21 protein-coding genes are annotated in these 25,960 nt (G+C 64.1%); 16 read left to right on the top strand and 5 right to left on the bottom strand.

Going from position 1 to position 25,960, the window contains the following annotated elements; genetic code table 11:
- Positions 1-348 precede the first annotated feature (348 nt).
- From CAG18_RS01785 to CAG18_RS01800, 4 genes are read left to right on the top strand one after another with little or no spacing between them, the layout of a single operon-like run.
- On the top strand, positions 349-7,992 hold the full coding sequence (locus CAG18_RS01785) for an Ig-like domain-containing protein (protein WP_085720067.1): 7,644 nt from the start codon (positions 349-351) through the stop codon (positions 7,990-7,992).
- Complete coding sequence (locus CAG18_RS01790) at positions 7,992-9,263, top strand: TolC family protein (protein WP_085720069.1); 1,272 nt, start codon at positions 7,992-7,994, stop codon at positions 9,261-9,263. Before CAG18_RS01785 ends, CAG18_RS01790 begins: the two co-directional genes overlap by 1 nt.
- On the top strand, positions 9,253-11,415 hold the full coding sequence (locus tag CAG18_RS01795) for a type I secretion system permease/ATPase (protein WP_085720071.1): 2,163 nt from the start codon (positions 9,253-9,255) through the stop codon (positions 11,413-11,415). The genes CAG18_RS01790 and CAG18_RS01795 overlap by 11 nt, the downstream gene beginning before the upstream one ends.
- Positions 11,405-12,592: an HlyD family efflux transporter periplasmic adaptor subunit gene (locus CAG18_RS01800; RefSeq protein ID WP_085720073.1), complete on the top strand. Its 1,188-nt coding sequence runs from the start codon at positions 11,405-11,407 to the stop codon at positions 12,590-12,592. The genes CAG18_RS01795 and CAG18_RS01800 overlap by 11 nt, the downstream gene beginning before the upstream one ends.
- Positions 12,593-12,601: 9 nt before the next feature.
- On the opposite strand, the gene CAG18_RS01805 is transcribed toward CAG18_RS01800, so the two are convergent.
- Positions 12,602-13,459 (bottom strand): LysR family transcriptional regulator, encoded by an 858-nt coding sequence (locus tag CAG18_RS01805; protein WP_085720075.1) that lies wholly within the window; start codon positions 13,457-13,459, stop codon positions 12,602-12,604.
- A 90-nt stretch (positions 13,460-13,549) separates the two neighbouring features.
- On the opposite strand from CAG18_RS01805, the gene CAG18_RS01810 reads away from it, so the two are divergent.
- The 3 genes from CAG18_RS01810 (at position 13,550) to CAG18_RS01820 (ending at position 15,940) form a co-directional block, all read left to right on the top strand.
- On the top strand, positions 13,550-13,963 hold the full coding sequence (locus tag CAG18_RS01810) for a VOC family protein (RefSeq protein WP_085720077.1): 414 nt from the start codon (positions 13,550-13,552) through the stop codon (positions 13,961-13,963).
- A gap of 27 nt (positions 13,964-13,990) precedes the next feature.
- Positions 13,991-15,259, top strand: a complete 1,269-nt coding sequence (locus tag CAG18_RS01815) for a cation:dicarboxylate symporter family transporter (RefSeq protein WP_085720079.1) — start codon at positions 13,991-13,993, stop codon at positions 15,257-15,259.
- A gap of 258 nt (positions 15,260-15,517) precedes the next feature.
- Positions 15,518-15,940 carry an anti-virulence regulator CigR family protein gene (locus CAG18_RS01820; protein ID WP_015270222.1) on the top strand — a complete coding sequence of 141 codons (423 nt, stop codon included), beginning with the start codon at positions 15,518-15,520 and terminating at the stop codon, positions 15,938-15,940.
- A gap of 28 nt (positions 15,941-15,968) precedes the next feature.
- On the opposite strand, the gene CAG18_RS01825 is transcribed toward CAG18_RS01820, so the two are convergent.
- Positions 15,969-16,190, bottom strand: a complete 222-nt coding sequence (locus CAG18_RS01825; protein ID WP_080604868.1) for a hypothetical protein — start codon at positions 16,188-16,190, stop codon at positions 15,969-15,971.
- A 164-nt stretch (positions 16,191-16,354) separates the two neighbouring features.
- Here CAG18_RS01825 and CAG18_RS01830 point away from each other — a divergent pair, with 164 nt between their 5' ends.
- Positions 16,355-16,684 carry a hypothetical protein gene (locus CAG18_RS01830; RefSeq protein WP_015270223.1) on the top strand — a complete coding sequence of 110 codons (330 nt, stop codon included), beginning with the start codon at positions 16,355-16,357 and terminating at the stop codon, positions 16,682-16,684.
- 1 nt (position 16,685) lies between these two features.
- Here CAG18_RS01830 and osmE read toward each other — a convergent pair whose 3' ends face one another.
- Entirely contained in the window at positions 16,686-17,042 is a 357-nt protein-coding gene (osmE, locus tag CAG18_RS01835; protein WP_015270224.1) for an osmotically-inducible lipoprotein OsmE, read from the bottom strand.
- Between the two features lie 80 nt (positions 17,043-17,122).
- Positions 17,123-18,358: an NADH:flavin oxidoreductase/NADH oxidase family protein gene (locus CAG18_RS01840; protein ID WP_085720082.1), complete on the bottom strand. Its 1,236-nt coding sequence runs from the start codon at positions 18,356-18,358 to the stop codon at positions 17,123-17,125.
- Positions 18,359-18,469: 111 nt separating this feature from the next.
- Here CAG18_RS01840 and CAG18_RS01845 point away from each other — a divergent pair, with 111 nt between their 5' ends.
- On the top strand, positions 18,470-18,898 hold the full coding sequence (locus CAG18_RS01845) for a MerR family transcriptional regulator (RefSeq protein WP_054571973.1): 429 nt from the start codon (positions 18,470-18,472) through the stop codon (positions 18,896-18,898).
- Positions 18,899-19,055: 157 nt separating this feature from the next.
- Here CAG18_RS01845 and CAG18_RS27220 read toward each other — a convergent pair whose 3' ends face one another.
- A complete protein-coding gene (locus CAG18_RS27220) occupies positions 19,056-19,262 on the bottom strand; it encodes a hypothetical protein (RefSeq protein WP_015270227.1) in 207 nt (68 codons plus the stop codon).
- Positions 19,263-19,491: 229 nt separating this feature from the next.
- Here CAG18_RS27220 and CAG18_RS01855 point away from each other — a divergent pair, with 229 nt between their 5' ends.
- From CAG18_RS01855 to CAG18_RS01885, 7 genes are all read left to right on the top strand, one after another.
- On the top strand, positions 19,492-20,472 hold the full coding sequence (locus CAG18_RS01855) for a quinone oxidoreductase (protein WP_015270228.1): 981 nt from the start codon (positions 19,492-19,494) through the stop codon (positions 20,470-20,472).
- 13 nt (positions 20,473-20,485) lie between these two features.
- Complete coding sequence (locus CAG18_RS01860) at positions 20,486-21,334, top strand: TauD/TfdA family dioxygenase (RefSeq protein WP_013972530.1); 849 nt, start codon at positions 20,486-20,488, stop codon at positions 21,332-21,334.
- Positions 21,335-21,388: 54 nt separating this feature from the next.
- Entirely contained in the window at positions 21,389-22,441 is a 1,053-nt protein-coding gene (locus tag CAG18_RS01865; protein ID WP_075045141.1) for a 3-keto-5-aminohexanoate cleavage protein, read from the top strand.
- 220 nt (positions 22,442-22,661) lie between these two features.
- Positions 22,662-23,975 (top strand): MFS transporter, encoded by a 1,314-nt coding sequence (locus CAG18_RS01870; protein ID WP_085720084.1) that lies wholly within the window; start codon positions 22,662-22,664, stop codon positions 23,973-23,975.
- A complete protein-coding gene (locus tag CAG18_RS01875) occupies positions 23,972-24,625 on the top strand; it encodes a DsbA family oxidoreductase (protein ID WP_015270231.1) in 654 nt (217 codons plus the stop codon). Before CAG18_RS01870 ends, CAG18_RS01875 begins: the two co-directional genes overlap by 4 nt.
- Positions 24,622-24,948: a Rieske 2Fe-2S domain-containing protein gene (locus tag CAG18_RS01880; protein ID WP_025338995.1), complete on the top strand. Its 327-nt coding sequence runs from the start codon at positions 24,622-24,624 to the stop codon at positions 24,946-24,948. Before CAG18_RS01875 ends, CAG18_RS01880 begins: the two co-directional genes overlap by 4 nt.
- Positions 24,945-25,955, top strand: a complete 1,011-nt coding sequence (locus tag CAG18_RS01885; RefSeq protein WP_085720087.1) for a YeiH family protein — start codon at positions 24,945-24,947, stop codon at positions 25,953-25,955. The genes CAG18_RS01880 and CAG18_RS01885 overlap by 4 nt, the downstream gene beginning before the upstream one ends.
- The last annotated feature ends 5 nt before the right edge of the window (positions 25,956-25,960 follow it).

The following is a 25,960-nucleotide window of genomic DNA, read 5'->3' on the forward strand; positions in this document are numbered from 1 at the left end:
CGATTATCTGCCTTGCTGTCGAGCTGGCCCAGGCTCAAGTTGAAAGGTTCGTCAAGAGCTTGAAGAAAACACGATCTGTTTGCATTTATCAAGGTGTGGGGCGGCTACTTTTCAACTAATACCTTCCTGTTAACACCAACTTTAAGTTACGCCATCCTGCAGTGAGGAAAGGGCTAACTCAAAAGTAATAGGTCAAGTAGATTTTTGCGAGCCTTGATGATGATCCTCGCCGCAAGAGACCTTCCTGAAATATTTTAAAGAGCGTCTGGCGTTTTATGGGGGGCGTGCTATTTCTGGTTATACGCGTGCGATCGCTCGGTCGTGCTGTTGACAAAAGGACTGTCACGTATGTCGATTCAGGCCAAGGTATCTCCCCTCGCTCAAAGTGTTAATTCTGCCGCCCCTATCGCAATCCCCGATAACGGAATCCTGACGCTTACTCAGAGCAGTAACATTGTTCTGGATATTGCTCCCGAAAGCGTGACGAGCTACACAAAAAGCGGGGCGGACCTGATCGTACAACTGAAGTCTGGCGAGAGCCTGCGCATTGCCAACTTCTATGTCGAAGGGCAGCCGGTAAGCCAGTTGTACCTGGTAGACCGGGACAAGCTGCTGGCCGTCGACCTGCCCCCGGTCGCTGCCGATGGGCCGCTGTTGGCAGGTTATGTGCCCCAGGAAACTGCGGCCGGGTTCGAGTCGCTCACTGGCGCCGACGGCACCATTGCCGGGCTCAGCCCCGGCGCTGCATTGCTGGCTGGGGCTGCGATCATTGGCGGCGGCGTCGCGATCGCCAACAGCAACGATGGCGGCGGCGGTGGTGGCGGCGGTGACGGCAGTGTGCCGCCTGACACCACGGCACCGGCGCCTGCCAGCGGACTGCAGATTGCCCCAGATGGCAGCAGCATCAGCGGCACGGCCGAGCCGGGCGCCACCGTGGGCATCGACAGCAACGGCGACGGGCAAACCGACGTCAGCGTGGTGGTCGGCTCCGACGGCAAATTCCAGATTCCACTGAATCCGCCACTGACCAACGGCGAAACGGTTACCGTGGTGGTGACCGATCCGGCCGGCAATAGCAGCCCGCCCGCGACCGTGCAGGCCCCTGACTTCCCCGATGCGCCGCAAATCAACCCGAGCAACGGCTCCAGCATCAGCGGTACCGCCGAGCCGGGCAGCACCGTGGTGCTCACCGACGGCAACGGCAACCCCATCGGCCAGACTACTGCCGACGGCAACGGTAACTGGTCGTACACACCCGATAGCCCACTGCCCGATGGCACGGTGGTCAAAGCAGTGGTAGTGGATGCCGCCGGTAACAGCGGCCCGCCCGCCAGCATCATCATCGACGGCGTGGCGCCAGCGGCACCCGTGATCAACCCGAGCAATGGTACCGAGCTCAGTGGTACCGCCGAGCCGAACAGCACCGTGACCCTTACCGATGGCAGCGGTAACCCGATCGGCCAGGTGACGGCCGATGGCAACGGCAACTGGAGCTATACCCCCGCGACCCCGCTGCCCGATGGTACCGTGGTCAACGCGGTGGCCCAGGACGCGGCTGGCAATACCAGCGGGCAGGGCAGCACCACCGTGGATAGCGTGGCGCCGGGCGCTCCCACCATCGACCTGAGCGACGGCAGCAGCCTCAGCGGTACCGCCGAGCCGAACAGCACCGTGACCCTCACCGATGGTAGCGGTAATCCGATCGGCCAGGTGACGGCCGATGGCAGTGGCAACTGGAGCTACACCCCCGCGACACCGCTGCCCGACGGTACCGTGATCAACGTGGTGGCCCAGGATGCAGCTGGCAACACCAGCGCTCCGACGAGCACGACAGTGGATGCGCAGGCCCCGGCTGCACCAGTGGTCAACCCCAGCAATGGCACCACGATCAGTGGCACCGCTGAACCGGGCAGCACCGTTACCCTGACCGATGCCGGCGGCAACCCGATCGGCCAGGTCACCGCCGACGGCAGTGGAAACTGGAGTTTCACACCGGGCAGCCCGTTACCCAACGGCACCGTGGTGAACGCCACCGCGACCGACCCGACCGGCAACACCAGCGCTCCATCGAGCACTACAGTGGACTCGGTGGCCCCGGCCGCGCCGGTGGTCGAGCCGAGCAACGGCAGCGAAATCAGCGGCACCGCCGAGCCGGGCAGCACCATCACCCTGACCGACGGCAGCGGCAACCCCATCGGCCAGACCACCGCCGACGGCAGCGGCAACTGGTCGTTCACCCCAGGCACACCGTTGCCGGATGGCTCCGTGGTCAATGCCACGGCGACCGACCCGGCCGGCAATACCAGCGGGCAGGGCAGCACAACCGTGGATGGCGTGGCCCCGGGCGTGCCCACCATCGACCTCAGCAACGGCAGCAGCCTCAGCGGCACCGCCGAGCCGAACAGCACCGTGACCCTCACCGACGGCAGTGGTAATCCGATTGGCGAAGCCACCGCCGACGGCAGCGGTAACTGGACGTTCACCCCAGCCACGCCGTTGCCCAATGGCACGGTGGTCAATGCCACGGCGAGCGACCCGGCTGGCAACACCAGCCCGGCAGCGACGGTCACCGTCGATTCCAGCGCGCCGGCTGCACCGGTAATCAATCCGAGTAACGGCGCGACCATCGGCGGTACCGCTGAAGCAGGTGCCACCGTCACCCTGACCGATGGCAGCGGCAACCCGATCGGCCAGGTCACCGCCGATGGCAGTGGCAACTGGAGTTTCACTCCGGGCAGCCCGTTACCCAACGGCACCGTGGTGAACGCCACCGCGACCGACCCGACCGGCAACACCAGCGCTCCATCGAGCACTACAGTGGACTCGGTGGCCCCGGCCGCGCCGGTGGTCGAGCCGAGCAACGGCAGCGAAATCAGCGGCACCGCCGAGCCGGGCAGCACCATCACCCTGACCGACGGCAGCGGCAACCCCATCGGCCAGACCACCGCCGACGGCAGCGGCAACTGGTCGTTCACCCCAGGCACATCGTTGCCGGATGGCTCCGTGGTCAATGCCACGGCGACCGACCCGGCCGGCAATACCAGCGGGCCGGGCAGCACAACCGTGGATGGCGTGGCCCCGGGCGTGCCCACCATCGACCTCAGCAACGGCAGCAGCCTCAGCGGCACCGCCGAGCCGAACAGCACCGTGACCCTCACCGACGGCAGCGGTAACCCCATTGGCGAAGTCACCGCCGACGGCAGCGGTAACTGGACGTTCACCCCAGCCACGCCGTTGCCCAATGGCACGGTGGTCAATGCCACGGCGAGTGACCCGGCTGGCAACACCAGCCCGGCAGCGACGGTCACCGTCGATTCCAGCGCGCCGGCTGCACCGGTAATCAATCCGAGTAACGGCGCGACCATCGGCGGTACCGCTGAAGCAGGTGCCACCGTCACCCTGACCGATGGCAGCGGCAACCCGATCGGCCAGGTCACCGCCGACGGCAGCGGCAACTGGAGCTTTACCCCCGGCACACCGCTGGCCAACGGTACCGTAATCATCGCAACGGCAACCGACCCGACCGGCAACACCGGTCCGCAGGCCGCCACCACGGTGGACTCGGTAGCCCCGACCGCACCAGTGGTCGAACTGAGCAACGGCAGCGAAATCAGCGGCACCGCCGAGCCAGGCAGTACCATCACCCTGACCGATGGCAGCGGCAACCCGATCGGCCAGACCACTGCCGACGGCAGCGGCGACTGGAGCTTCACCCCCGGTACGCCGCTGGCCGACGGAACCGTGATCAACGCCACGGCGACCGACCCGGCCGGCAATACCAGCGGGCCGGCCAGCACCACCGTGGACGGCGTGGCCCCGGGTGTACCTACCATCAATCTCAGCAACGGCAGCAGTCTTAGCGGCACCGCCGAGCCGAACAGCACCGTGACCCTCACCGACGGCAGCGGTAACCCCATTGGCGAAGTCACCGCCGACGGCAGCGGCAACTGGACGTTCACCCCAGCCACGCCGTTGCCCAATGGCACGGTGGTCAATGCCACGGCGACCGACCCGGCGGGCAACACCGGCCCGGCAGCGACGGTCACCGTCGATTCCAGCGCGCCGGCTGCACCGGTAATCAATCCAACCAACGGCACGACCATCGGCGGTACCGCTGAAGCGGGTGCCACCGTCACCCTGACCGATGGCAGCGGCAACCCGATCGGCCAGGTCACCGCCGACGGCAGCGGCAACTGGAGCTTCACCCCCGGCTTGCCGCTGGCCAACGGTACCGTAATCATCGCCACGGCAACCGACCCGACCGGCAACACCGGTCCGCAGGCCGCCACCACAGTGGACTCGGTAGCCCCGGCCGCACCAGTCGTCGAGCCAAGCAACGGCAGCGAAATCAGCGGCACCGCCGAGCCGGGCAGCACCGTCATCCTGACCGATGGCAGCGGCAACCCCATCGGCCAAACCACCGCCGACGGCAACGGCGACTGGAGCTTCACCCCGACCACGCCGCTGGCCAATGGCACGGTGGTCAACGCCGTCGCCCAGGACCCAGCCGGCAACACTGGCCCGCAGGACAGCACCACGGTGGATTCGATCGCACCCGCCGCGCCAGTGGTCAATCCGAGCAACGGCGCCGTGATCAACGGTACTGCCGAGCCGAACAGCACCGTGACTCTCACCGATGGCAATGGTAATCCGATTGGCGAAGTCACTGCCGACGGCAGCGGCAACTGGACGTTCACCCCGGGCACACAACTGCCCAATGGCACCGTGGTCAACGCCACGGCGACCGATGCCGCCGGCAATACGGGTGCTCCAGGTAGCACCACCGTGGACTCGTCGCTGCCGTCGATTCCGCAGGTCGACCCGAGTAACGGCTCGGTGATCAGCGGTACTGCCGATGCCGGTAACACCATTATCCTCACCGATGGCAGCGGCAACCCGATCGGCCAGGTCACCGCCGACGGCACCGGTAACTGGTCGTTCACACCCGGCATTCCGTTGCCGGATGGCACCGTGGTCAACGCGGTGGCGCGCAACCCCGGTGGGACCGATAGTGCGCCGGCGGTCATTACCGTGGACGGCGTGGCGCCGGCCGCTCCGGTGGTTGAACCGAGCAATGGCACGGAAATCAGTGGTACTGCCGAAGCCGGCGCCACTGTCATCCTCACCGACGGCAGCGGCAACCCGATCGGCCAGACCACCGCCGACGGCAGTGGCAACTGGTCGTTCACGCCCGGCACGCCGCTGGCCAACGGCACGGTGATCAACGCCGTGGCCCAGGACCCGGCCGGCAATACCAGCGGGCCGGCCAGCGTCACCGTTGACGCCATCGCCCCGGCCGCACCGATTATCAGCCCGAGCAACGGGGTGGTGATCAGTGGTACCGCCGAAGCCGGGACCAAGGTGATCCTCACCGACGGCAGCGGCAACCCGATCGGCGAGACGACCGCCGACGGCAGTGGCAACTGGACCTTCACGCCTGCGCCTGCGCTGGCCAACGGCACGGTGATCAACGCCGTGGCCCAGGACCCGTCCGGCAACACCAGCCTGCCAGCCAGCACCACGGTGGATTCAGTCGCACCTGGCCAGCCGACGATCGACCCGAGCAACGGGACCGTGATCACGGGTAGCGCTGAAGCCGGGGCGAAGGTGATCCTCACCGACGGCAACGGCAACCCGATCGGCGAGACGACCGCTGACGGCACTGGCAACTGGGCCTTCACGCCTGGTGCGCCGCTGGCCAACGGCACGGTGATCAACGCCGTGGCCCAGGACGCCGCTGGCAACACCAGCACCCCACAGGTCAGCACCACGGTGGATGCGGTAGCCCCCGGCCAGCCGACGATCGAGCCGAGCAACGGCACCGAGATCAGTGGTACCGCCGAAGCCGGGGCCAAGGTGATCCTCACCGACGGCAACGGCAACCCGATCGGTGAGACGACCGCCGACGGCAGTGGCAACTGGTCGTTCACGCCCGGCACGCCGCTGGCCAACGGCACGGTGATCAACGCCGTGGCCCAGGACCCGGCCGGCAATACCAGCGGGCCGAGCAGCGTCACCGTTGACGCCATCGCCCCGGCCGCGCCGACTATCGAGCCGAGCAATGGTGTGGTCCTCACGGGTACTGCTGAGCCCGGCGCCACCGTCATCCTCACCGATGATGGCGGCAACCCGATCGGCGAGACGACCGCCGACGGCAGTGGCGACTGGAGCTTCACCCCAACCACGCCGCTGGCCAATGGCACGGTGGTCACCGCGGTGGCCCAGGACGCCGCCGGCAACAGCAGTGGCCCGGCCAGTACCACGGTCGACACGGTGGCGCCGTCGGCGCCGCTGCTGAGCATCAGTGCCGACGGTGCGCTGCTGACCGGTACCGCCGAGCCGAACAGCCAGGTGCGCCTCGTGATCGACGGCGATACCGCCAACCCGATCACGGTGAATGTCGACGGCGCCGGTAACTTCAGCCTGCCGTTGGCACCACCGCTGATCACCGGCGAGCTGATCAGCGGGGTCACCGCCGACGCTGCCGGCAACCTCAGCGGCCCGGCAACGATCAACGCGCCGGACCTGGCTCCGCCGACCATCAGCGTACCGGAGGCCGCTGATACTTGGATCAACGCTGCCGAGATCAGCGACGGCATCCAGGTCGACGTGACGATCCGCCCGACCATGCAGGTCGGCCAGGTGATCACCGTCGCCTTCGCCGGGCAGAACGGCTACGAGACGCAGGCAACGCACACCATCACCGCCGGTGACATCCTGGCCGGCAGCGTCACCGTGACCATACCCCCTGGCGATGGCATGGGGCCGTTCCCGGAGGGCGCCTCGACCGTCACCGCCGATATCAATGGCGGTATCGCGTCGAACCCGGTGCCGTTCACCGTCGACACCATTCCGCCTGCAACACCGGTGCTGTCGCTGGTGGGCAGCATCCTGACCATCTCCACCGATCCGGGGACCGAACTGACGGTCACCGTGGACGTCGGCGGGGTCACTGCCACCGCCACGGTAACTGCCGACAACAGCGGGCTGGCTTCGCTGAACCTGCTCACCGACCTGGACATCGACCTTACCCTGGACCAACTGCTCAATGCTCAAGTCTCCGTGATCGGTGAGGACCCGGCCGGCAACCCGAGCAATGTGGCGACCATCGGCGTCGGCAGCAGCATCGAGCAGCCAGTGACCATCGGCAACTTCGGCGTCGATGTCAGCCTCAACCCGCTGAACCCGCGGTTCGGTTTCAGTGGCACCACCGAGCCGGACTCCAGCGTGGTGATCCGTGTCATCACCCCGGCGCTGAACGTCGAGCTGCTGCCGATCCAGGCGGACAGTTCCGGCAATTTCTCGCTGAACCTGCTGAGCCCGACCGTCCTCACCCAGTTGGGGTTGAACATCACCGATATCCTCAACCTGGGCTCGCAGATCTCGTTCAACGTTGTCGCCACCGACACCAACGGCAATGACAGCTCGGCCTACGGCATCACCCTTGCCCCTAACGGGCTGTCGCTGAATATCGGCCAGATCGACGTCAACGGCACCTCGGGGGACGATGTCATGTCCGGGTCGGACGGCAGTTCGGAGCACATCAATGGAGGCGATGGCAGCGACCTGATCTTCAACGTGGGGACCGGCGATCAGGTAGTGGCAGGCGATGGCAACGACGCCATCCAGATCACCGCGACCGACTTCACCAGCATCGACGGCGGTGCGGGCTTCGACACCCTGATCCTGGCCGACGGCATCGACCTCGACTACAACGCCGTCGGCGTTGGCACGCTCTCGAACATCGAGCGTATCGACCTCGGCAAGGGCGACTCGGGGAGCGTGCTGACATTGACTGCGGCGGAGGTCGACGCCATCACCGATGGCAACAACATCCTGCAGATCACTGGCGAGAGCAACGACACCCTCAACGTGGTGGGTGCCGTGAACACAGGAACCACCCAGCAGGTCAACGGCATTACCTACGATGTCTACAACTTTGGCAGCAGTACCCTGCTGATCGAGGACAACACGGTACAGGTCGTGGTCTGATGCGCGGCCTGTCCGTGCTCAAGGGAAGGCGCCGTGGCGCGGGAGCCCTTTGGCTCCTGTGCTTCGGGCTGCCGCTGTCCGCGCCGGCCATTCCTCTCGACCAGGCGGTGCGGGCGGGGTTGGCGATCCACCCGCAGGTGCGTTCGGCGATGGCCGAAGCGGACCGTGCGGGTACCGAGGTAGAGATCGCCAAGGGTGGTTACTACCCCTCCGTCACCATGTCCGGGGGGCCGCAGGAGTTCGACGTTGGCGAGGTCGTCTACGACGTCACCGTATCGCAGATGCTGTATGACTGGGGAAGGGTGACGAGCAAGGTCGACAGCGCCAGCGCCACCCGGCGCAAACTGTCCGAGGCGGTGCTGGTGGCGCGCGACGATGCTGCACTGGATATCGTCGAGACCTACCTCGACGTGCTTGCCTCGGAGCGCCGGGTGGAAACGGTGCGCCAGCACATCCAGCGTCTGGACGGCATCCGCGAGATGACCCAGGCGCGCGGCAGCGATGGTTACGCCGACCGCAGCGAACTGGACCGCGCCAACCTTGAACTGGCGCGTGCCCAGGAACAGCTGTCGCTGGAGAAGGGCAACCTGCAGGACGCGCGCAACCAGTACGCGATCCTGGTTGGCCAGGACCCCTCCGAGCTGGTGGAGCCCGAGCCGATGTCGCTGCAGCGCTACCTGGCTGCCAGCGACATGACGCGGGTGATCCGCGAGTCACCGTTGCAGCGCAAGGCGTTGGAGGACGCCAATGTCGCCGAGGCGCAAGTCCGCGAGGCCAAGGCTTCATTGCTGCCGCAGTTGAACCTGGAGGCCTCCGCATTGCGCCGGGAGATCGGCGGTCGCCCGGAAAGCGACTCGGTGATGTCGCTGCGCTTTCGCATGGATACCTTCCAGGGGCTTTCCAACTTCCGTCGGCCGACTGCTGCGCAACAGCGTCTGGAGTCGGCGCAATGGACGGCCGATGCGATGCAGCGTGACATCCGCCGGCAGTTGCAGACGCTGTTCGACAACGGTGACACGCTACGGTGGCGGGAACAGTCCCTGAGCCAGCAGGTGACGGAGTCGGAGCAGGTTGGCGAGCTGTACCGCGAGCAATTCGAGGTCGGCCGACGCGACGTGATCGACTTGCTCAACGTGCAGCGCGAACGCTTCGAGGCCGAGCGGCAATTGATCAATCTGCACATCGAGCGCAAGCGCATCGAGTACCGGGCGGCCGCGCAGGTCGGGCTGTTGGGGGCATTACTGGAGAATCGGTTGAATCATGGAAGTTGAACAATCCCCGGATAATGTCGTGACCCTGAACCACGACGACCCGCTGCGCCAGGGCCTGCTGCTGCTGTGTCGGCAACTGGGCCGGCCGTTGGGCGACGCCGAACTGGTCGACGGCCTGGCACTGGAGCACGGACGCCTGCCGCTGCGCCTGGTCGCCCGCGCCCTGCGTCGCGCCGACATAACTGCCAGGGTCGCGGAGCTGCCGTTGCGGCAGATGGACGCCTACCTGCTGCCGGCCCTGCTGTTGCTCGACGATGGCCGCAGCCTGCTGCTGGTTGGCATCGAGGGTGAGCAGTACGAGGTGCTGGTGCCGCAGAGCGACGGCGGCCGTGAGTGCATGGCGCGGCCCGCTCTGGAGGCGCTTTACAGCGGCACGGCGGTGTTCGCCAAGTGCCGCTACCGCCCCGATGGGCGGGTGGGCGACTACGCCAGCGGCCTGCCGGAGCACTGGTTCTTCGGGCCGCTCAAGCGGCTCTGGCGCTCTTATGCGGAAGTCACGGCGGCGGCCCTGGTGGCCAACGTCCTGGCCGTCGCCTCGGCGCTGTTCGCCATGCAGGTTTACGACCGCGTGGTGCCCAACGCAGCCTTCGATACCCTGTGGATACTCGCCAGCGGCGTGGCCTTGGCGATCATCGTCGACGGGGTATTGCGGATCCTTCGCGGGCACCTGCTGAACGTTCTCGGCAAGCGCCTGGACCTGCAGTTGTCGAGCCTGCTGTTCGCGCGCGTGCTGAGTACCCGGATCGCCGCCAAACCGGCGTCGATGGGCGCGTTCAGCACCCAGGTGCGTGAGTTCGAGTCGGTCCGCGAGTTCTTCACTTCGTCCAGCGCCGCACTGATCAGCGACCTGCCGTTCGTGGCGATCTTCCTGTTGATCATTGCCGTGATCGGCGGCCATGTGGTCTGGGTGCCGCTGGTGGCTTGTGTGCTGATGCTGCTGCCAGGGCTGCTGACCCAGCGCCTGCTGGGGCACCTGTCGCGGCAGAACCTGCGCGAGGGGGCGCTGAAGAACAGCGTGCTGCTGGAAGCCTTCGAACACCTGGAGACGGTCAAGGCCGCGCGTGCCGAAGGCCGCTGCCAACAGCAGTGGGAGACGCTCACCGGGGAACTGGCCGGTACTGCAATGAAGACCCATGCGTTGGCCTCGACCCTCAGCTATTCGGCGAGTATCGTTCAGCAGCTGTGCTATGTCGGGGTGGTGGTGTTCGGCGTCTACCGGATAAGCGACGGCGCGATGACCGTCGGTGCCCTGGTGGCCTGTTCGATCCTGGCCTCGCGGGCCATCGCACCACTGTCCCAGGCTGCCGCCATCCTTGGCCGCTGGCAACATACCAAGGTGGCGCTGGAGGGGCTCGACCAGCTGATGTCCGCCGAGCAGGAGCGGCCCGCCGGCAAGCGCTTCGTGCACCGCGACCGGCTCCACGGGCATTACCGCCTGGAGGCGCTGCGCCTGGCCCACGGCGACAGCCCACCGGTGGTCGACGTGCAGGCGCTGAACATCCAGGCCGGCGAGCGGGTAGCGCTGCTCGGTGGCAACGGCGCCGGCAAGTCGACCCTGCTGCGGCTGCTAAGTGGCCTGCTCGACGCGCAATCCGGCCGGCTGCTGCTGGACGACATCGCCCTGAGCCAGCTCGACCCGGCCGACCGCCAGCGCGGCATCGGTTACTTGCCGCAGGATGTGGCGCTGTTCCACGGCAGCCTGCGGGAAAACCTCAACCTGGCCAACGCCGCGCTGGGCGACGAGGAATTGCTGGAAGCCCTCGATGGCGTAGGGCTGGGTACTTTCGTGCGCGCCCACCCGTTGGGCCTGGATATGCCGATCCAGGGAAATGCCAGCCTCTCCGGCGGCCAGCGCCAGGCGGTGGGGTTGGCCCGCGTACTGTTGCAGGACCCGCCGATCCTGCTGCTCGACGAGCCGACCGCGGCCTTCGACCAGAACAGCGAGAAACAGGTCATCGACTACCTGCAGAAATGGCTGGGCCGGCGCACCCTGATCATCACCACCCACAAGAAAAGCGTATTGGCGCTGGTGGACCGTGCAGTGGTGCTGCGCAACGGCCAGGTGATCATGGACGGCCCGCTGAACCAGGTGGTGCTGGGCAACCAGGTGCAGGCGCCGCAGGTCGCCGAAGGAGTCGGCCATGGCAGCTGAAAAAAGTTCTGTAGTGCTGCGCCGGCAACTGGCCGACCCCTTGCTGGCGACCACTCACCCGGTCTATCGCCCGCTGCTCTGGACCCTGCTCGGCAGCGTCTTGCTGTTCGTTGCCTGGGCTGCCTGGGCGGAGCTCGATGAAGTGACGCGCGGCGATGGGCGTGTGGTGCCGTTCAGCCGCATCCAGAAGATCCAGAGCCTGGAAGGGGGCATTCTCGACCGCCTGCTGGTGCAGGAGGGCGACCTGGTGGAGGTCGGCCAGCTGCTGCTGCGCCTGGACGAGACGCGCTTTCTCACCAACTTCCAGGAGTCGGCCAACCAGGCCGGCGTGCTGCGCGCGGCCATCGCCCGGCTGGACGCCGAGGTGCTGGGCAAGGCGGCGATAGAGTTCCCGCCGGACATCGACCCGCAAGGGCCGCTGGCGCGTTCCGAGCGCGAGCTGTTCAAGTCGCGGCGGGACAAGCTGCTCGAAGGCAGCCAGGCGATCCAGAGGCAGATCAGCCTGGCCCAGAGCCAGCTCGACCTGGTCCGCCCGCTGGTGGCCAAGCGTGCGGTGAGCCAGATGGAGGCGCTGCGGCTGAGCCAGGACATCGCTACCCTCAACGGTAAGCTGACCGAGCTGAAGAGCAGCTACTTCCAGGATGCCTATACCGAACGCTCACAGCGCAAGGCCGACCTCAGTGCCCTGGAGCCGATCGTCCAGCAGCGCCAGGACCAACTGCGCCGTACCGGGATCGTTTCGCCGGTGCGTGGGCGGGTGAACACCGTGCTGATCAACACCCGTGGCGGGGTGATCCAGCCCGGCGAAGCGATCATGGAAGTGATCCCGGTGGAGGACCGCCTGCTGGTCGAGGCCAGGATCAAGCCGCGCGACGTGGCCTTCCTGGTACCGGGCATGCCGGCCAAGGTGAAGATCACTGCCTACGACTTCAGCATCTATGGTGACCTCAAGGGCACCCTGGAGCAGATCAGTGCCGACACCATCGAGGAGGACACGCCCCATGGCAAGGAGTCGTACTACCAGGTGCTGATCCGCACTGACGGCAGCCAGCTCAAGCGCGGCGAGGAGGTGCTGCCGATCATCCCCGGCATGGTTGCCGAGGTGGATATCCTCAGCGGCAAGCGCAGCGTGCTCAATTATTTGCTGCGCCCGCTGATCAAGGCCCGTCTGTACTGAGCTGGAGCGTCAGGCCATCAGTACGGATGCCAGCAGCTTGATTGCCGAGGTGCGGTGATGGCCGGCACTGTAGGCCAGCACTATGTCGCGGCAGTATCTTGGTTCTTCGCTCAGAATCCGGGCGTTTGGCGATTGCTCCAGCAATGACGGCCATTGCGGTACCAAGGAAACGCCTTGCCCCAGCGACACCAGCAGGCTGATGGCTTCGAGCGCATCAAGGTCGCAAGCCACGCTTGGCGCGAGGCCCAGATCGTCCAGATAGCGCTGGGTTATCAGGCCGCCCCAGGAATCGACGGCATATCGGATATAGGGCCCGGTGGCCAGCATTGCCTGTGCTTCAGCCCGGGAGGCCGCGGCAGGTGCCAACAAGCACAGCGGTTCGCTGCGCAAGGTGAGCGTTCTCAACGATTTTGCGGTCTTGAAGGGGGGCGCGACCAGGATTCCCGCATCCAGTTCCTGATTGATCAGCTTGTCATGAAGCAGTTTCGAGTCACCGGGCGTGATGGTGAGCTTGAGGTCGGGCGCGGAGGAAGACAAATGCTCCAGTGCTGCCGGTACAAGGCCGGTGAGGGCGGTTGATATGGCGCCAATGCGCAGTTCCCCGGTCAGCGTGTCGGCGTTGAGGTCGTTCCTCAGCTGATTGGCATGCTCGACGATGCAACGTATCCGTGGAATTAATGCCAGCAGCTGTTCTGTCGGCCTTATCGCGTGTGCCTCTCTATTGAAGAGAGTGCAGCCCAAGTGTTTCTCCAGATTTCGAATGCGCAAACTTATTGCAGCGGCTGAAACATTTGCTTTCTTTGCCGCACCCGCAATGGAGCCGCATTCAACAACAGATATGAGGCTTTCCAGATTTTGAATGTCCATAAGTAATGCTTATGCTCAGACCAAGTGTCAGTTGGTGTACATGAATGCCGGGCGGTGTGAGGATAGTGGCTCCGTTCGAGGAGTACCATCATGTTGACACCCTTTCATGTTGCTTATCATGTCAAAGATCTGGATGAAGCAAGAAAATTCTATAAAGAGGTTCTTGGCTGTGTCGAGGGGCGTAGCACTGATACGTGGGTAGACTTCGAGTTCTTTGGTCACCAGATATCTCTGCATGTGGGCAAGCCCTTTGAAACCAGCCGCACTGGCAAGGTCGGCCCGCACCTTGTACTGATGCCTCATATCGGGGTGATATTGCCTCTGGATCGCTGGCAAGCCTTGGCTGAACGCCTTGAAGTTCTGGGTGTGCAGTTCGAAATTCCACCGGTTGTACGTTTCGAGGGTGAGCCTGGCGAGCAGAGGACAATGTTTTTCCTGGACCCAAGTGGTAATCCGATCGAAATCAAGGGGTTCAAGAACTTGAGTGCAATCTTTGCCTCCTAGTGTTTTATAAAAGCAGAGATCAGTCCTGTGAGAATAAAAATAAATTTAATCACGCAAATTGCAATTGGTCTGGCTGTCGGTATATGCGTTGGCCTGCTATTGAATCATTTTCCCGATTACAAGGGTTGGTGGACCGAGCAAGTGCTACAGCCGGCGGGCGATGCGTTTATAAAACTGATGAAAATGATCATCGTGCCGCTGGTGTTTTCCTGCATGGTGGTAGGCATAGCCGGTTCTGGCAAGCGCGCCTTGGGGCGGGTGGGAACAAAGAGCCTTGTCTATTTCTTTGCCGTGACCGGGGTCGCAATCATTTTCGGCCTGCTGGTCGGTAACGTGCTCCAGCCAGGCGCCGGTGCGGGCTTCGCCGTTTCATCGGCGAGTGAAGCAGTGCCACCGGTGCAAAATGGTTCGGCAGGGCTCGGCAAGGTACTGTTGGGCATCATTCCTGACAATGTAGTGGCGGCAATGGCAGAGGCGAAGCTGTTGTCGGTACTGTTCTTCGCCATCTTGTTCGGGGTGGCACTGTCTACGCTGGATGAACCCAGGAAACAGCCGTTGGTTGCGGTGCTGCAGACGGTGGTGGATACCATGTTCAAGGTCACTCATATGGTTATGGCCTACTCACCGATCGGCATCTTTGCCCTGATCGCCGTCACCGTGTCCACCTTCGGGATTGACTCACTGCTGCCGTTGGCAAAACTGATTGCCATCACTTATGTGGCGGTACTGTTCTTTGCAATTGTCGTGCTGGGGCTTGTTGCCAGAGCTGTTGGAGAGAATATCTTTGAGATCATCAAGGCCTTCAAGGGTGAACTGATACTGGCCTTCAGCAGCGCGAGTTCTGCCACCGTCATGCCGCAATTGATGGCCAAGACCGAAGCAAGGGGTATACCGCGTACGATCACTTCGCTGGTGATCCCATTGGGTTATTCATTCAACCTGGATGGCGCGTCGCTGTTTGCGGGCCTGGGTACACTGTTTATCGCGCAGGCTTACAATATTGAACTGGCCTTGGCAGACCAGGTCATGCTGGTATTCATCATGGTATTGACGTCCAAAGGCGCTGCCGGAGTGCCCGGGTTTATGTTTGTGATTCTCACTGCAACCCTGACGGCGGCAGGTTTGCCTTTGGAAGGCGTGGCCTTGATTGCAGGGGTATATCGATTGATGGACATGCCCGTTACGGCACTGAACGTGCTCGGCAATGCGCTGGCGCCGATCGTGGTCGCAAAATGGGAAAGCCGCGCTGGAACATTACCGGCTGATGTCGTGGTTACGGAGCAATCATCTCGATAGCAGATGGGCAGGCTCGTTCAGCGAGGTGTTTGGAACGGGAATTGCTGCATCCCTGAAAACCTGCCCATTCGGGGATACGGCCATGCTTCCAGAAGATCTTTGTTTCATGTTTCTCTTCGCCATTGGCGTGCTGGCCCTTGATGTGGCAGCCATCATGCTCTATCGGAGTGCCAAGCCCTGACCCGGGTTTGGGGACTTCCACCCTGAACCGGGTTTTGGTCTACAGTGCTGGGACGTCTCTGGTGTAAGGAAACAGCTATGGCAAAGCGTCGATGGGCAGTTATCGCTACCTCGATCGCGCTGGCAGTGGGGCCGGCGCTCACTTATGCCGACCCGGGTAATGGTAAAGGGCAGGGCCACGGCAAGGACAAGGGCCAGCATGGTCAAGGTCACGGGGGCTCGTATGGTGGCCCGTCGATAAACCGTGGCGATGTGCTTGGCATTCTTGACGGGCACCGTGGCTACTGGAGCGCAGGGCCGGCGCTGCCCCCCGGCATTCAGAAGAACCTGGCCCGTGGCAAACCTCTACCGCCAGGTATCGCCAAGAAGCTGGATGGCAGGCTGCTGGGGCAACTCCCTCATTATGATGGCTATGAGTGGATGCAGGCGGGGGCGGACCTGATCCTGGTGGCAGTCGCTACGGGGATCATCTACGAGGTGTTGAACGGCGCACTGGATTGAAGCCTGGCGCTGGTGTCAGCCAGCGCCTTCATTCTTGTCGATCCTTGCCGCTACTATTTTCCAGAACGTTAAGTACTGAGCCTTTGTCGTCCGTCACCAGCAATTCGCTCGAGTGCGTGCCCTCTGTTTGTAGTTCGGCCAGTGGCATATCTGCATTACGAAAAATGCTGCGACCTTGTTCACCAACACTCAAGGTGATGAGTTTTCCATTCTGATAAAAGAAGTGCGTGCGGTTGGTGTTCTTTTGCATGGTGCGTGCTCCGAAGGCTATTGGCAGGGTTCACTTTCCCAGCCTTCACGCACCCAGGCTACTGGCAGAAATATCAGGTGGGCCTGTGCTGCGAGACTTTGGTTGATTGGTAAGCCAATACAACCCCCGTTAGAATGCAGCGTATCCTTGATGGCTAATTGCAAATGTCTATGTTTCGTATCTTTCTCTTCGCCGTGGTGGTCACCGGTGTTGCCGGCTGCGCAACCCCTGGCAAACCCACTGCCAGCAAACTGACTCACAAATCGCCACAGCAATACGCCGCTTGCGTACTACCCAAATGGCAAGCACTGGCGCCTCAAGCCACGCAGAAATCGATCGCCCACGGCTATCGGCTGACGGCACCCAGCCCCGTGGCATCCGATGATGTGCTGGACGTAGTCGATTCCCACGAGGGCAGCCGCGCGACTTTCTACAAGGGCAGCTTCCTGTCTGGCGACAAATTGCGCCAGGCAGCCAGGGAATGCCTGGACTGACTCAGTAACCTGATCCGCTAGAGCCGCCCATGCTGGGCAGGCGGGCCCTGCGCTGAGCATTGCTCCACTCGGCGCAGGTCATGAACGCGGTATTGTCCACTTTGCCTGTGCCGTCGAAACTTACGCTGTAGGGCTGCCGGTTGTCGGCCTTGGTCAGCATGTAGTCGAAACAGGTGCCGGGCACCACGGTGCGTTCGGTCTCCGCAGCGGGCTTGCCGCCTACCTGCATGACCTGGTCTCTGCTCATGCCGTTGGTGACTTTCGCCACCAGCGGCTGGTCGTGGTACAGCGCGGAGTTGGACGAGCAGGCAGAAAGCGCTGCCAGTGCAAGGATCAGCGCGTGAAAGGGTTTGTTCATGGCAGTGCTCCGGTAGAGGATGCCGATGAAGGCAGTGCTCCCAGCGCGAATGTGCGACGCCTGGCTCTGCGATCACACCATCAATCCGCTCGGCTTTTCATCATACGCCTGTACTGCCGCACCCGCAGTAACGTGCAGCCTTGCTCCAGCAACAAGGCGCGCAAGGGCGACGCATGCGCCTTGGGCCGGCTGCCGGCCGCCAGGCGGCGCATCTGCAATTTCACCAGTGCCATGTAGGCCAGTGCGGCAAAGGCCTTGCGCTTCCAGCGAATGGGCTGCAGTTCGGCGGTTGCCGTCGGCTCGCCGTTCTGCCAGCGCCGGGGCAGGGCAGGCTCGACTGCCAACGCCGTGGCAATCCCAGCCATGGCCACACCGCTGGCCAGCACCTGCTCGACCACCGGCAACCGCCGGATACCGCCGGTGACCATCACCGGCATCTTCGCGATAGCGGCGATTTCCCGGGCAAACTCCAGGAAGTAGGCCTCGCGAGCCAGGGTGCGCCCATCGCGGGCATCACCCTGCATCGCCGGTGCCTCATAGCTGCCGCCCGACAGCTCCACCAGGTCCACCGACAATTCATTCAGCCACAGCACTACCTGGCGCGCATCCGCCGGTTCGAAACCGCCGCGCTGGAAATCCGCCGAATTCAGTTTCACTGCCACGGCGAAACCGGGCGAAACCACCTCGCGCACGGCCTTGACCACTTCCAGCAGCAACCGCGCGCGATTTTCCAGGCTGCCACCCCAGCGATCCTGGCGCTGGTTGCTCAGTGGCGAAAGAAACTGGCTCAGCAGGTAACCGTGGGCAGCGTGGATCTGTACGCCACTGAAACCAGCTTCTTCAGCCAGCGCCGCAGTGCGGGCGAAGCGCTGGATCAACGCGCCGATCTCGGCTTCGTCCAGTGCCTTGGGCAGGGGGAACAGCTTTGACAAATCGCCCATGTCCAGGGCAATGGCCGAAGGCGCTACGGTGGGCTGGCCGAGGTTGGCCTGCATCTGCCGGCCCGGGTGGTTGATCTGCATCCAGAACTGCGCGCCGTGGGCGCGGCCGATGCGCGCCCAGTCGCGAAAACGTTGCAGTGGCTGGCTGGCATCGAGCATCACGCCACCTGGGCCGGTCATGGCGCCAGGGTCGACCATCACGTTACCGGTCAGCAACAGCCCGGCACCGCCCTTGGCCCAAGCCTGGTAAAGGCGCAGCAGCTGGTCGGAAGGGGTCTGGTCCGGGTTGGCCAGGTTTTCCTCCATCGCCGCCTTGGCGATGCGGTTGGGGATGACACTGCCATTGGGCAGGTGCAGGGGCTGGAACGGCGTCATGGCGATCTCCGGAAAGGGTTGCCACGCATCGGTTTTTGCGCACGTGGGCTAGGTTCGGGAAAAGGCTAAGGTTAAAGTCAGCTTTAAGGTCAAGAGGGGAATGCTGCCGCAATGAAAATTGGTGAACTGGCGCGACGCACGGGGCTTAGTGCATCGCGTATCCGCTTTTACGAAGCCAGCGGACTGATTGCTGCGCGGCGCCTGGGCAATGGTTACCGCGATTACCCGGAGCAGGTGGTGCGGGCGCTGGAGATCATCACCTGCGGCCAGCAGGCCGGGTTCAGCCTGGAAGAAATGCGCAAACTCACCGATGCCTCCGGGGCTGCGGCGGGTGGGCATGATTTATTGCTGGGCAGCCTCAAGCGCAAGGTGGCGGAGATCGAAGCGATGCAGCAGCGGCTGGCGCACAACCGCGCGCAGTTGCTGGCGGTTATTGCAGGCATGGAAGACAAGCCGCAGGGGATGGATTGCGAGGAGAATGCCCAGCGCCTGATTGCCGGTTGGCAGCAGGGCGAGGCCACGAACACGGGACCCCTGTAGGAGCGGCCTTGTGTCGCGATGGGCTGCGTAGCAGCCCCGGCAATCTGTGCATCAACGCAAGAGCCGGGGGCTGCTGCGCAGCCCATCGCGACACAAGGCCGCTCCTACAGGGATCGCACAGGCGTCTGGATTCTGGGTAAGACAGTTGCGCCCGCGATCAGCCTACATCACCGCGCTTGTTCAGCTGCTCGCACTGCACCTGCGCATCCGACCTGCTTGGATAGCTGGGCTTGAGCCGCTCCTTCGCTTGGTTGTCGTAAATGTCGAACCCCCCACAAACGGTAGCGGCGTAATAGCGGCTACCCACGCGGAACGACTCCTTTTCGATCGGCACAGCGGGAACGATAACGAATCTTGGTTGCATTTTTCGTGCCTCCCCAGGCAGAGACTTAAGTATTAGTCTGGCCATGGATAACCATCAAGGATACTCATGAATAAAACCTCGTTTTGTTGAACGGCAGGTCGACGCACGTCCTGTCATCAAATGAAAACCCGCTGTCGTCCGATGCGAAGCACCCCGCACATCAAGGGCATACAGTCCAATCACCCAGAACTGACGCCATGCGTCCAGATCGATGATTGGAGAGACAAGCATGTCCAAAGTCGTACGTTTCCATCAGACCGGTGGCCCCGAGGTGCTGCGCTACGAGGACGCCGAGGTCGGCGAGCCCGGCCCGGGGCAGGTGCGCTTGCGCCAGGTGGCGGTGGGCCTGAACTACGCCGATACCTATTTCCGCAACGGCACCTACCCGATCCCGCTGCCCAACGGCATTGGCGTGGAAGCGGCCGGCGTGGTCGAGGCGGTGGGCGAGGGCGTGACCCAGGTGGCAGTCGGTGACCGGGTCACCTACACCGGCTTCCTCAACACCCTGGGCGCCTATTGCACCGAGCGCCTGATCCCTGCTGCCGCGCTGATCAAGCTGCCGGATACCATCGCCTTCGAAACCGCCGCCGCGATGACCATGCGCGGCCTGACATCGGCCTATCTGCTGCGTCGGCTGCATGACTTCAAACCCGGCGACAGCGTGCTGCTGCATGCCGCTGCTGGCGGGGTCGGCCTGATCGTCGCGCAGTGGGCGCAGCTGCTGGGGCTTAACGTGATCGGCACGGTGTCCACCGAGGCCAAGGCCGAAGTGGCGCGCGCCCATGGCTGCAACCACGTCATCAACTACAGCGTCGAGGACGTTGCCACGCGCGTGCGTGAGCTGACCGACGGGGTGGGGGTGAACGTGGTGTTCGACAGCGTTGGCAAGAACACCTTCATGGGCTCGCTCGATTCGCTCAAGCGCCGCGGCCTGATGGTGTGCGTCGGCACGGCGTCAGGCACCATCCCGCCGTTCGACCCGCAGTTGCTGGCGATCAAGGGCTCGCTGCAGCTCACCCGCCCGGCACTGGCCGACTTCATCGCCGACCCGGCGGAAAAGGCCGACCTGGCCGGTGAGCTGTTCGATCACGTCGGCAGCGGGCGCATCCGTATCGAGATCAACCAGCACTACGCACTGCAGGATGCCGTCCAGGCCCACCGTGACCTGGAAGCGCGCAAGACCACCGGCTCGTCGATCTTCGTCATCTGAAGAGGGCAACAGCATGCACATCGAACAACTGACCTGCGCGATCGGTGCCGAGGTAAGTGGGGTCAACCTGGCCGACGCGATCCACGACGACGACCTGTTCGCCCAGCTTCGCGCGCAGTTGCTCCGGCACCGTGTGCTGTTCCTGCGCGACCAGCACTTCAGCCGCGCCGAACATGTAGCGTTCGCCCGCCGCTTCGGCGACCTGGAGGACCACCCGGTGGCCGGCAGCGACCCGGAGCATCCGGGCCTGGTACAGATCTACAAGCGCCCGGACCAGCCCAACGACCGCTATGAAAATGCCTGGCACACCGACGCCACCTGGCGCGAGGCCCCGCCGATGGGCTGTGTGCTGCGCTGCATCGAATGCCCGCCCGTGGGCGGCGACACGATGTGGGCGAACATGGTGCTGGCCTATGAAAACCTGCCAGGCGATGTGAAGGCCAAGATCGAAGGCCTGCGCGCCCGCCACAGCATCGAGGCGAGCTTTGGCGCCGCCATGCCGCTGGAAAAGCGCCTGGCGCTGAAGGCGCAGTTCCCCGATGCCGAGCACCCGGTTGTGCGCACCCACCCGGAAACCGGCGAGCAGGTGCTGTTCGTCAACGCCTTCACCACCCATTTCAGCAACTACCACACCCCGCAGCGGGTGCGCTTCGGCCAGGACGCCAACCCCGGCGCCAGCGACCTGCTGCGCTACCTCATCAGCCAGGCCTACCTGCCGGAGTACCAGGTGCGTTGGCGCTGGAAGCCCAACAGCGTGGCGATCTGGGACAACCGCAGCACACAGCATTACGCCGTCATGGACTACCCGCCGTGCCATCGCAAGATGGAGCGCGCCGGGATCAAGGGCAGCCCCACGTTCTGAGTTCGTCGCCGTCGCTGGCGGCAACCGCACAATAACAATAGCGAGGACTACAGCATGCAATTCTTCGACGATTCGTTGCACCCGGAAAACATGGAAAAGGTGGTGATCACCGTGGCCCCCTATGGGCCGGAGTGGATGCCCGAAGACTTCCCTGAAGACATTCCCCTGACCATGGACGAGCAGGTGCAGAAGGCTGTCGACTGCTACGAGGCAGGTGCCACCGTACTGCACCTGCACGTGCGCGAGCTGGACGGCAAAGGCTCCAAGCGCCTGTCCAAGTTCAACGAGCTGATCGCCGGGGTGCGCGAAGCGGTGCCGGACATGATCATCCAGGTTGGCGGATCGATTTCCTTCGCCCCGGAAAGCGAGGGCGAGGCGGCCAAGTGGCTGTCGGACGACACCCGGCACATGCTCGCCGAGCTGACGCCGCGCCCCGACCAGGTGACCGTGGCCATCAACACCACGCAGATGAACATCATGGAGTTGCTGTACCCCGAGTACCTGGAAGGCACCTCGCTGGCCAGCCCGGCGATTCATGCAGCCTACAGCGAAATGACCGTGCCGGCCGGCCCGGCCTGGGTCCGCGAGCACCTGCGCCGCCTGCAGGCCAGCAACATCCAGCCGCATTTCCAGCTGACCGGCATGCATGCCCTGGAGACGCTCGAGCGCATCGTCCGCCGTGGTGACTACATGGGCCCGCTGAACCTGACCTGGATCGGCATTGGCGGCGGTTTCGACGGCCCCAACCCGTTCAACTTCTTCAACTTCATCCACCGCGCGCCGGACGGCTGCACCCTGACCGCCGAATCGTTGCTGAAGAACGTGCTGCCGTTCAACACCATGGCCCTGGCCATGGGCTTGCACCCACGCTGCGGTAACGAAGACACCATCATCGACCAGCATGGCAAGCGCTTCACCTCGGTGCAGCAGATCCAGCAGACCGTGCGTGTGGCCCATGAGCTGGGCCGCGAGATTGCCAGCGGCAAGGAAGCACGCGCCATCTACCGCATCGGGCAGCAGTACGACAGCATCGAGCAGACCCTCGAGGCCAACGGCATGGCGCCGAATCGCCAGCCGGGTGTGAAGGGCGTGCCGCAGCGCGGCTGATACAGCAGGGTGCCACGGTCCTGATGCTTTTTGTGGGAGCGGCCTTGTGTCGCGAAAGGGCTGCGGAGCAGCCCCAGCAATTACTGCTCTGTCGCTGATTTCTGGGGCTGCTCCGCAGCCCTTTCGCGACACAAGGCCGCTCCCACAGCGACCGAGCAAGGCTTTGCAGTAGTTCATAACAACAAGAACAACCTCACACCCTACACCCCAAGGAGGCAACATGGCCACCTATCTCGCCAGTGCCGAAGATTCCGGCACCGACACCGCCCACAGCGTCCCCCGGCGCTATGCCTGGGTGGTCTTCGCCCTGACCTTTGGCCTGTTGATCTCCGACTACATGTCGCGCCAGGTGCTCAATGCGGTTTTCCCGCTGCTCAAGGGCGAATGGGCATTGAGCGACAGCCAGCTCGGCCTGCTCAGCGGTATCGTCGCGCTGATGGTCGGCCTGCTGACCTTCCCGCTGTCGCTGCTGGCCGACCGCTTCGGCCGGGTGCGCAGCCTGGTGCTGATGGCAGTACTGTGGAGCCTGGCCACCCTCGGCTGCGCCCTGGCGGAAAACTATCCGCAAATGTTCGTCGCGCGTTTTCTGGTGGGGGTGGGCGAGGCTGCCTACGGCAGTGTCGGCATCGCCGTGGTGGTCGCCGTGTTCCCCCGCGACATGCGCTCGACCCTGGCCGGGGCGTTCATGGCCGGTGGCATGTTCGGCTCGGTGCTGGGCATGGCCCTGGGCGGTGTACTGGCCCAGCACCTGGGCTGGCGCTGGGCATTTGCCGGCATGGCGCTGTTCGGCCTGGTGCTGGCGATGCTGTACCCGGTGATCGTCAAGGAGGCACGTATTGCGCCTCGGTGCGCGCAGCAGTCGCAAGGCAGGGCCGGCCGTCCGCTGCGCACTCTGTACAGCAGCCGTTCGGTCATCGCGGCCTACGTCGGCAGCGGGCTGCAGCTGTTCGTCGGCGGCACCGTGATCGTCTGGATGCCCAGCTACCTGAACCGCTATTACGCCATGGGCACCGACCGCGCCGGGGCAATTGCCGCAGTCATCGTGCTGTGCAGCGGTATCGGCATGATCCTCTGCGCCATGCTCTGCGACCGCCTCGGGCGGCAGCGCCCGGACCGCAAGATCAGCCTTGCCATCGCCTACTGCCTGGGCAGTTGCGCGCTGTTGTCCATCGCCTTCGCACTACCGGCCGGCACCGCCCAACTGGTACTGATCTGCCTGGGCATGATGATCGCCGCCGGCACCAACGGCCCGTCCAGTGCCATGGTCGCCAACCTCACCCACGCCTCGGTGCACGGCACAGCGTTTGCCACCCTGACCCTGGCCAACAACCTGTTGGGCCTGGCGACGGGGCCGCTGATCACCGGGCGCGTTTCCGACCTGATCGGCTTGCATGCCGCCTTCCAGCTGGTACCGCTGATGAGCATCGGCGCGGCGGCAGTGTTTTTCCTTGCCAAACGTCATTACCACCGCGACATGGAGCGTCTGCATGCACCGGCAGGCGACGCTGCCGCACCCCGGGAGTTGAAACCGTGAAACAGCTGTTGTCCGTCGAAGTGTTCTTCGATTTCGTCTGCCCCTGGTGCCTGATTGGCCAGCGACACCTGCAGGCCGCGCTCTTGCACTTGCAGCGTGAACAACCGCAAGTGCAGGTACAACTGCAATGGCGAGGTGTGCAGTTGTTGCCTGGCTTGCCAGCCAGTGGCGTGCCGTTCCATGCCTTCTATCTGCAACGCCTGGGCAGCGAGGAAGCGGTACGTGAGCGCCAGGCCCAGGTGCGCGCCGCTGCCCGCGTGGTGGGCGAGGACATCGACTTCTCGCGTATTCGCCGCATGCCCAACACCGGCAATGCCCATCGGTTGCTGCAACGGGCTGCTCAGTTGCTCCAGGCAACGCAACTGGAAGCCTTGCTTGCACAGCTGTTCATCGCCTATTTCCACCAGGGCCGCGACCTGGGGGATAGTCGCACCTTGCTCGACATCGCCCAATGTTGCGGGCTGGATGCCGCGCAGGTGGTCGACTGCCTGCGTGACGACGGCAGCCCGTTCCTCGATGGGGCCGGGCGCGCTGGCAGTGCCGTGCCGCGTTTCCGTTTCAATCAGGGGCCGCTCGTTGCGGGTGCGCAGCCTGCCGAGGTGCTGTATGCGGCCATGACCGAAGCGCTGCAAGAGGTTGAAAGGGCATGACCCGGCGCATCGCATTGGCCCCCCATCAGGTGCCGGAACGTGACGGCCGTGTGCTGTTGGCCTGTGAAGGGCGCAGCGTGGCACTGTTCAATGTTGCCGACTCGCTCTATGCCATCGAAGACAGCTGCCCGCACCAGGGCGCGTCGTTGTGTGGCGGCCGGCTGGAAGGCCGTGTCATCCAGTGCTGCGCGCATGGCCTGCGCTTTGACCTGGCCAGCGGCTACCTGGTCAATTCCAGGGCCTTGAAGGTTGCCAGCTACCCGGTCGAGCAGCAGGGCGGGCAGGTTTACATCGTGTTTGACAGTGAGGAAGCGGGGCAATGAATACACTGGCACTTGGCGCTACCCATCAGCGTATCCGCACCCTCGCCCCGGGGGTGGTGGTCAGCCTTATCGTCGGTGCGGCCGCCAGTTTCCTCAGTGAGCATTACGCGGCGCCGGTCATGCTGTTTGCCTTGCTACTGGGGATGGCGCTGAACTTTCTCGCGGTCGATGGCCCCTGCAAAGCCGGTATCGAGTTTACCGCCCGCACGGTACTGCGCCTGGGCGTGGCGTTACTTGGCATGCGCATCACCCTGGACCAGATCGCCAGCCTGGGCTGGAAGCCCGTGGCCCTGGTCGTGGCCCTGGTGGTGGTGACCATCCTGGTTTCGGTGGTGGTGGCCAAGGCGCTGGGGTTTTCACGGCTGTTCGGCATGCTCACCGGCGGTGCCACGGCCATTTGCGGTGCCTCGGCGGCGCTGGCGCTGGCAGCTGCCTTGCCCCAGCACCCGCGTAAGGAGCATGCAACGCTGTTCACCGTGATCGGCGTGTCGGCGCTGTCGACCCTGGCGATGATCCTGTACCCAATGATTGCCCAGTGGCTGCACCTGTCCCCAGCGCAGGCCGGGGTGTTCCTCGGTGCGACCATCCACGACGTGGCGCAGGTGGTGGGCGCGGGCTACAGCATGTCTACCGAGACCGGCGACATTGCCACCGTGGTCAAGCTTATGCGAGTGGCCATGCTGTTGCCGGTCATTGTCTGCGCGGCCATGATCACCCGGCGCCAGGGCCTCGAGGCCGGTGGCCAGCGGCCGCCCTTGCTGCCTTGGTTCGCGGTCGGCTTCCTGCTGCTGGCGTGCGTCAACAGCACAGGCTGGGTACCCGCCGCGGTGCAGGGCGGTATCAACGACCTGTCGCGCGGCTGCCTGGTGGTGGCGATCAGTGCCCTGGGCATGAAAACCCAACTCAAGGCGCTGGCCTCGGTCGGGGTGAAACCCATTGCGCTGATGGTGGGGGAGAGCGTGTTTCTTGTGCTTTTGGTGCTGGCGTTGATGCACTGGGGCCTTTAGAAAGT

The organism is Pseudomonas sp. B22(2017) (genome assembly GCF_002113105.1).
Taxonomy (GTDB): domain Bacteria; phylum Pseudomonadota; class Gammaproteobacteria; order Pseudomonadales; family Pseudomonadaceae; genus Aquipseudomonas; species Aquipseudomonas asiatica.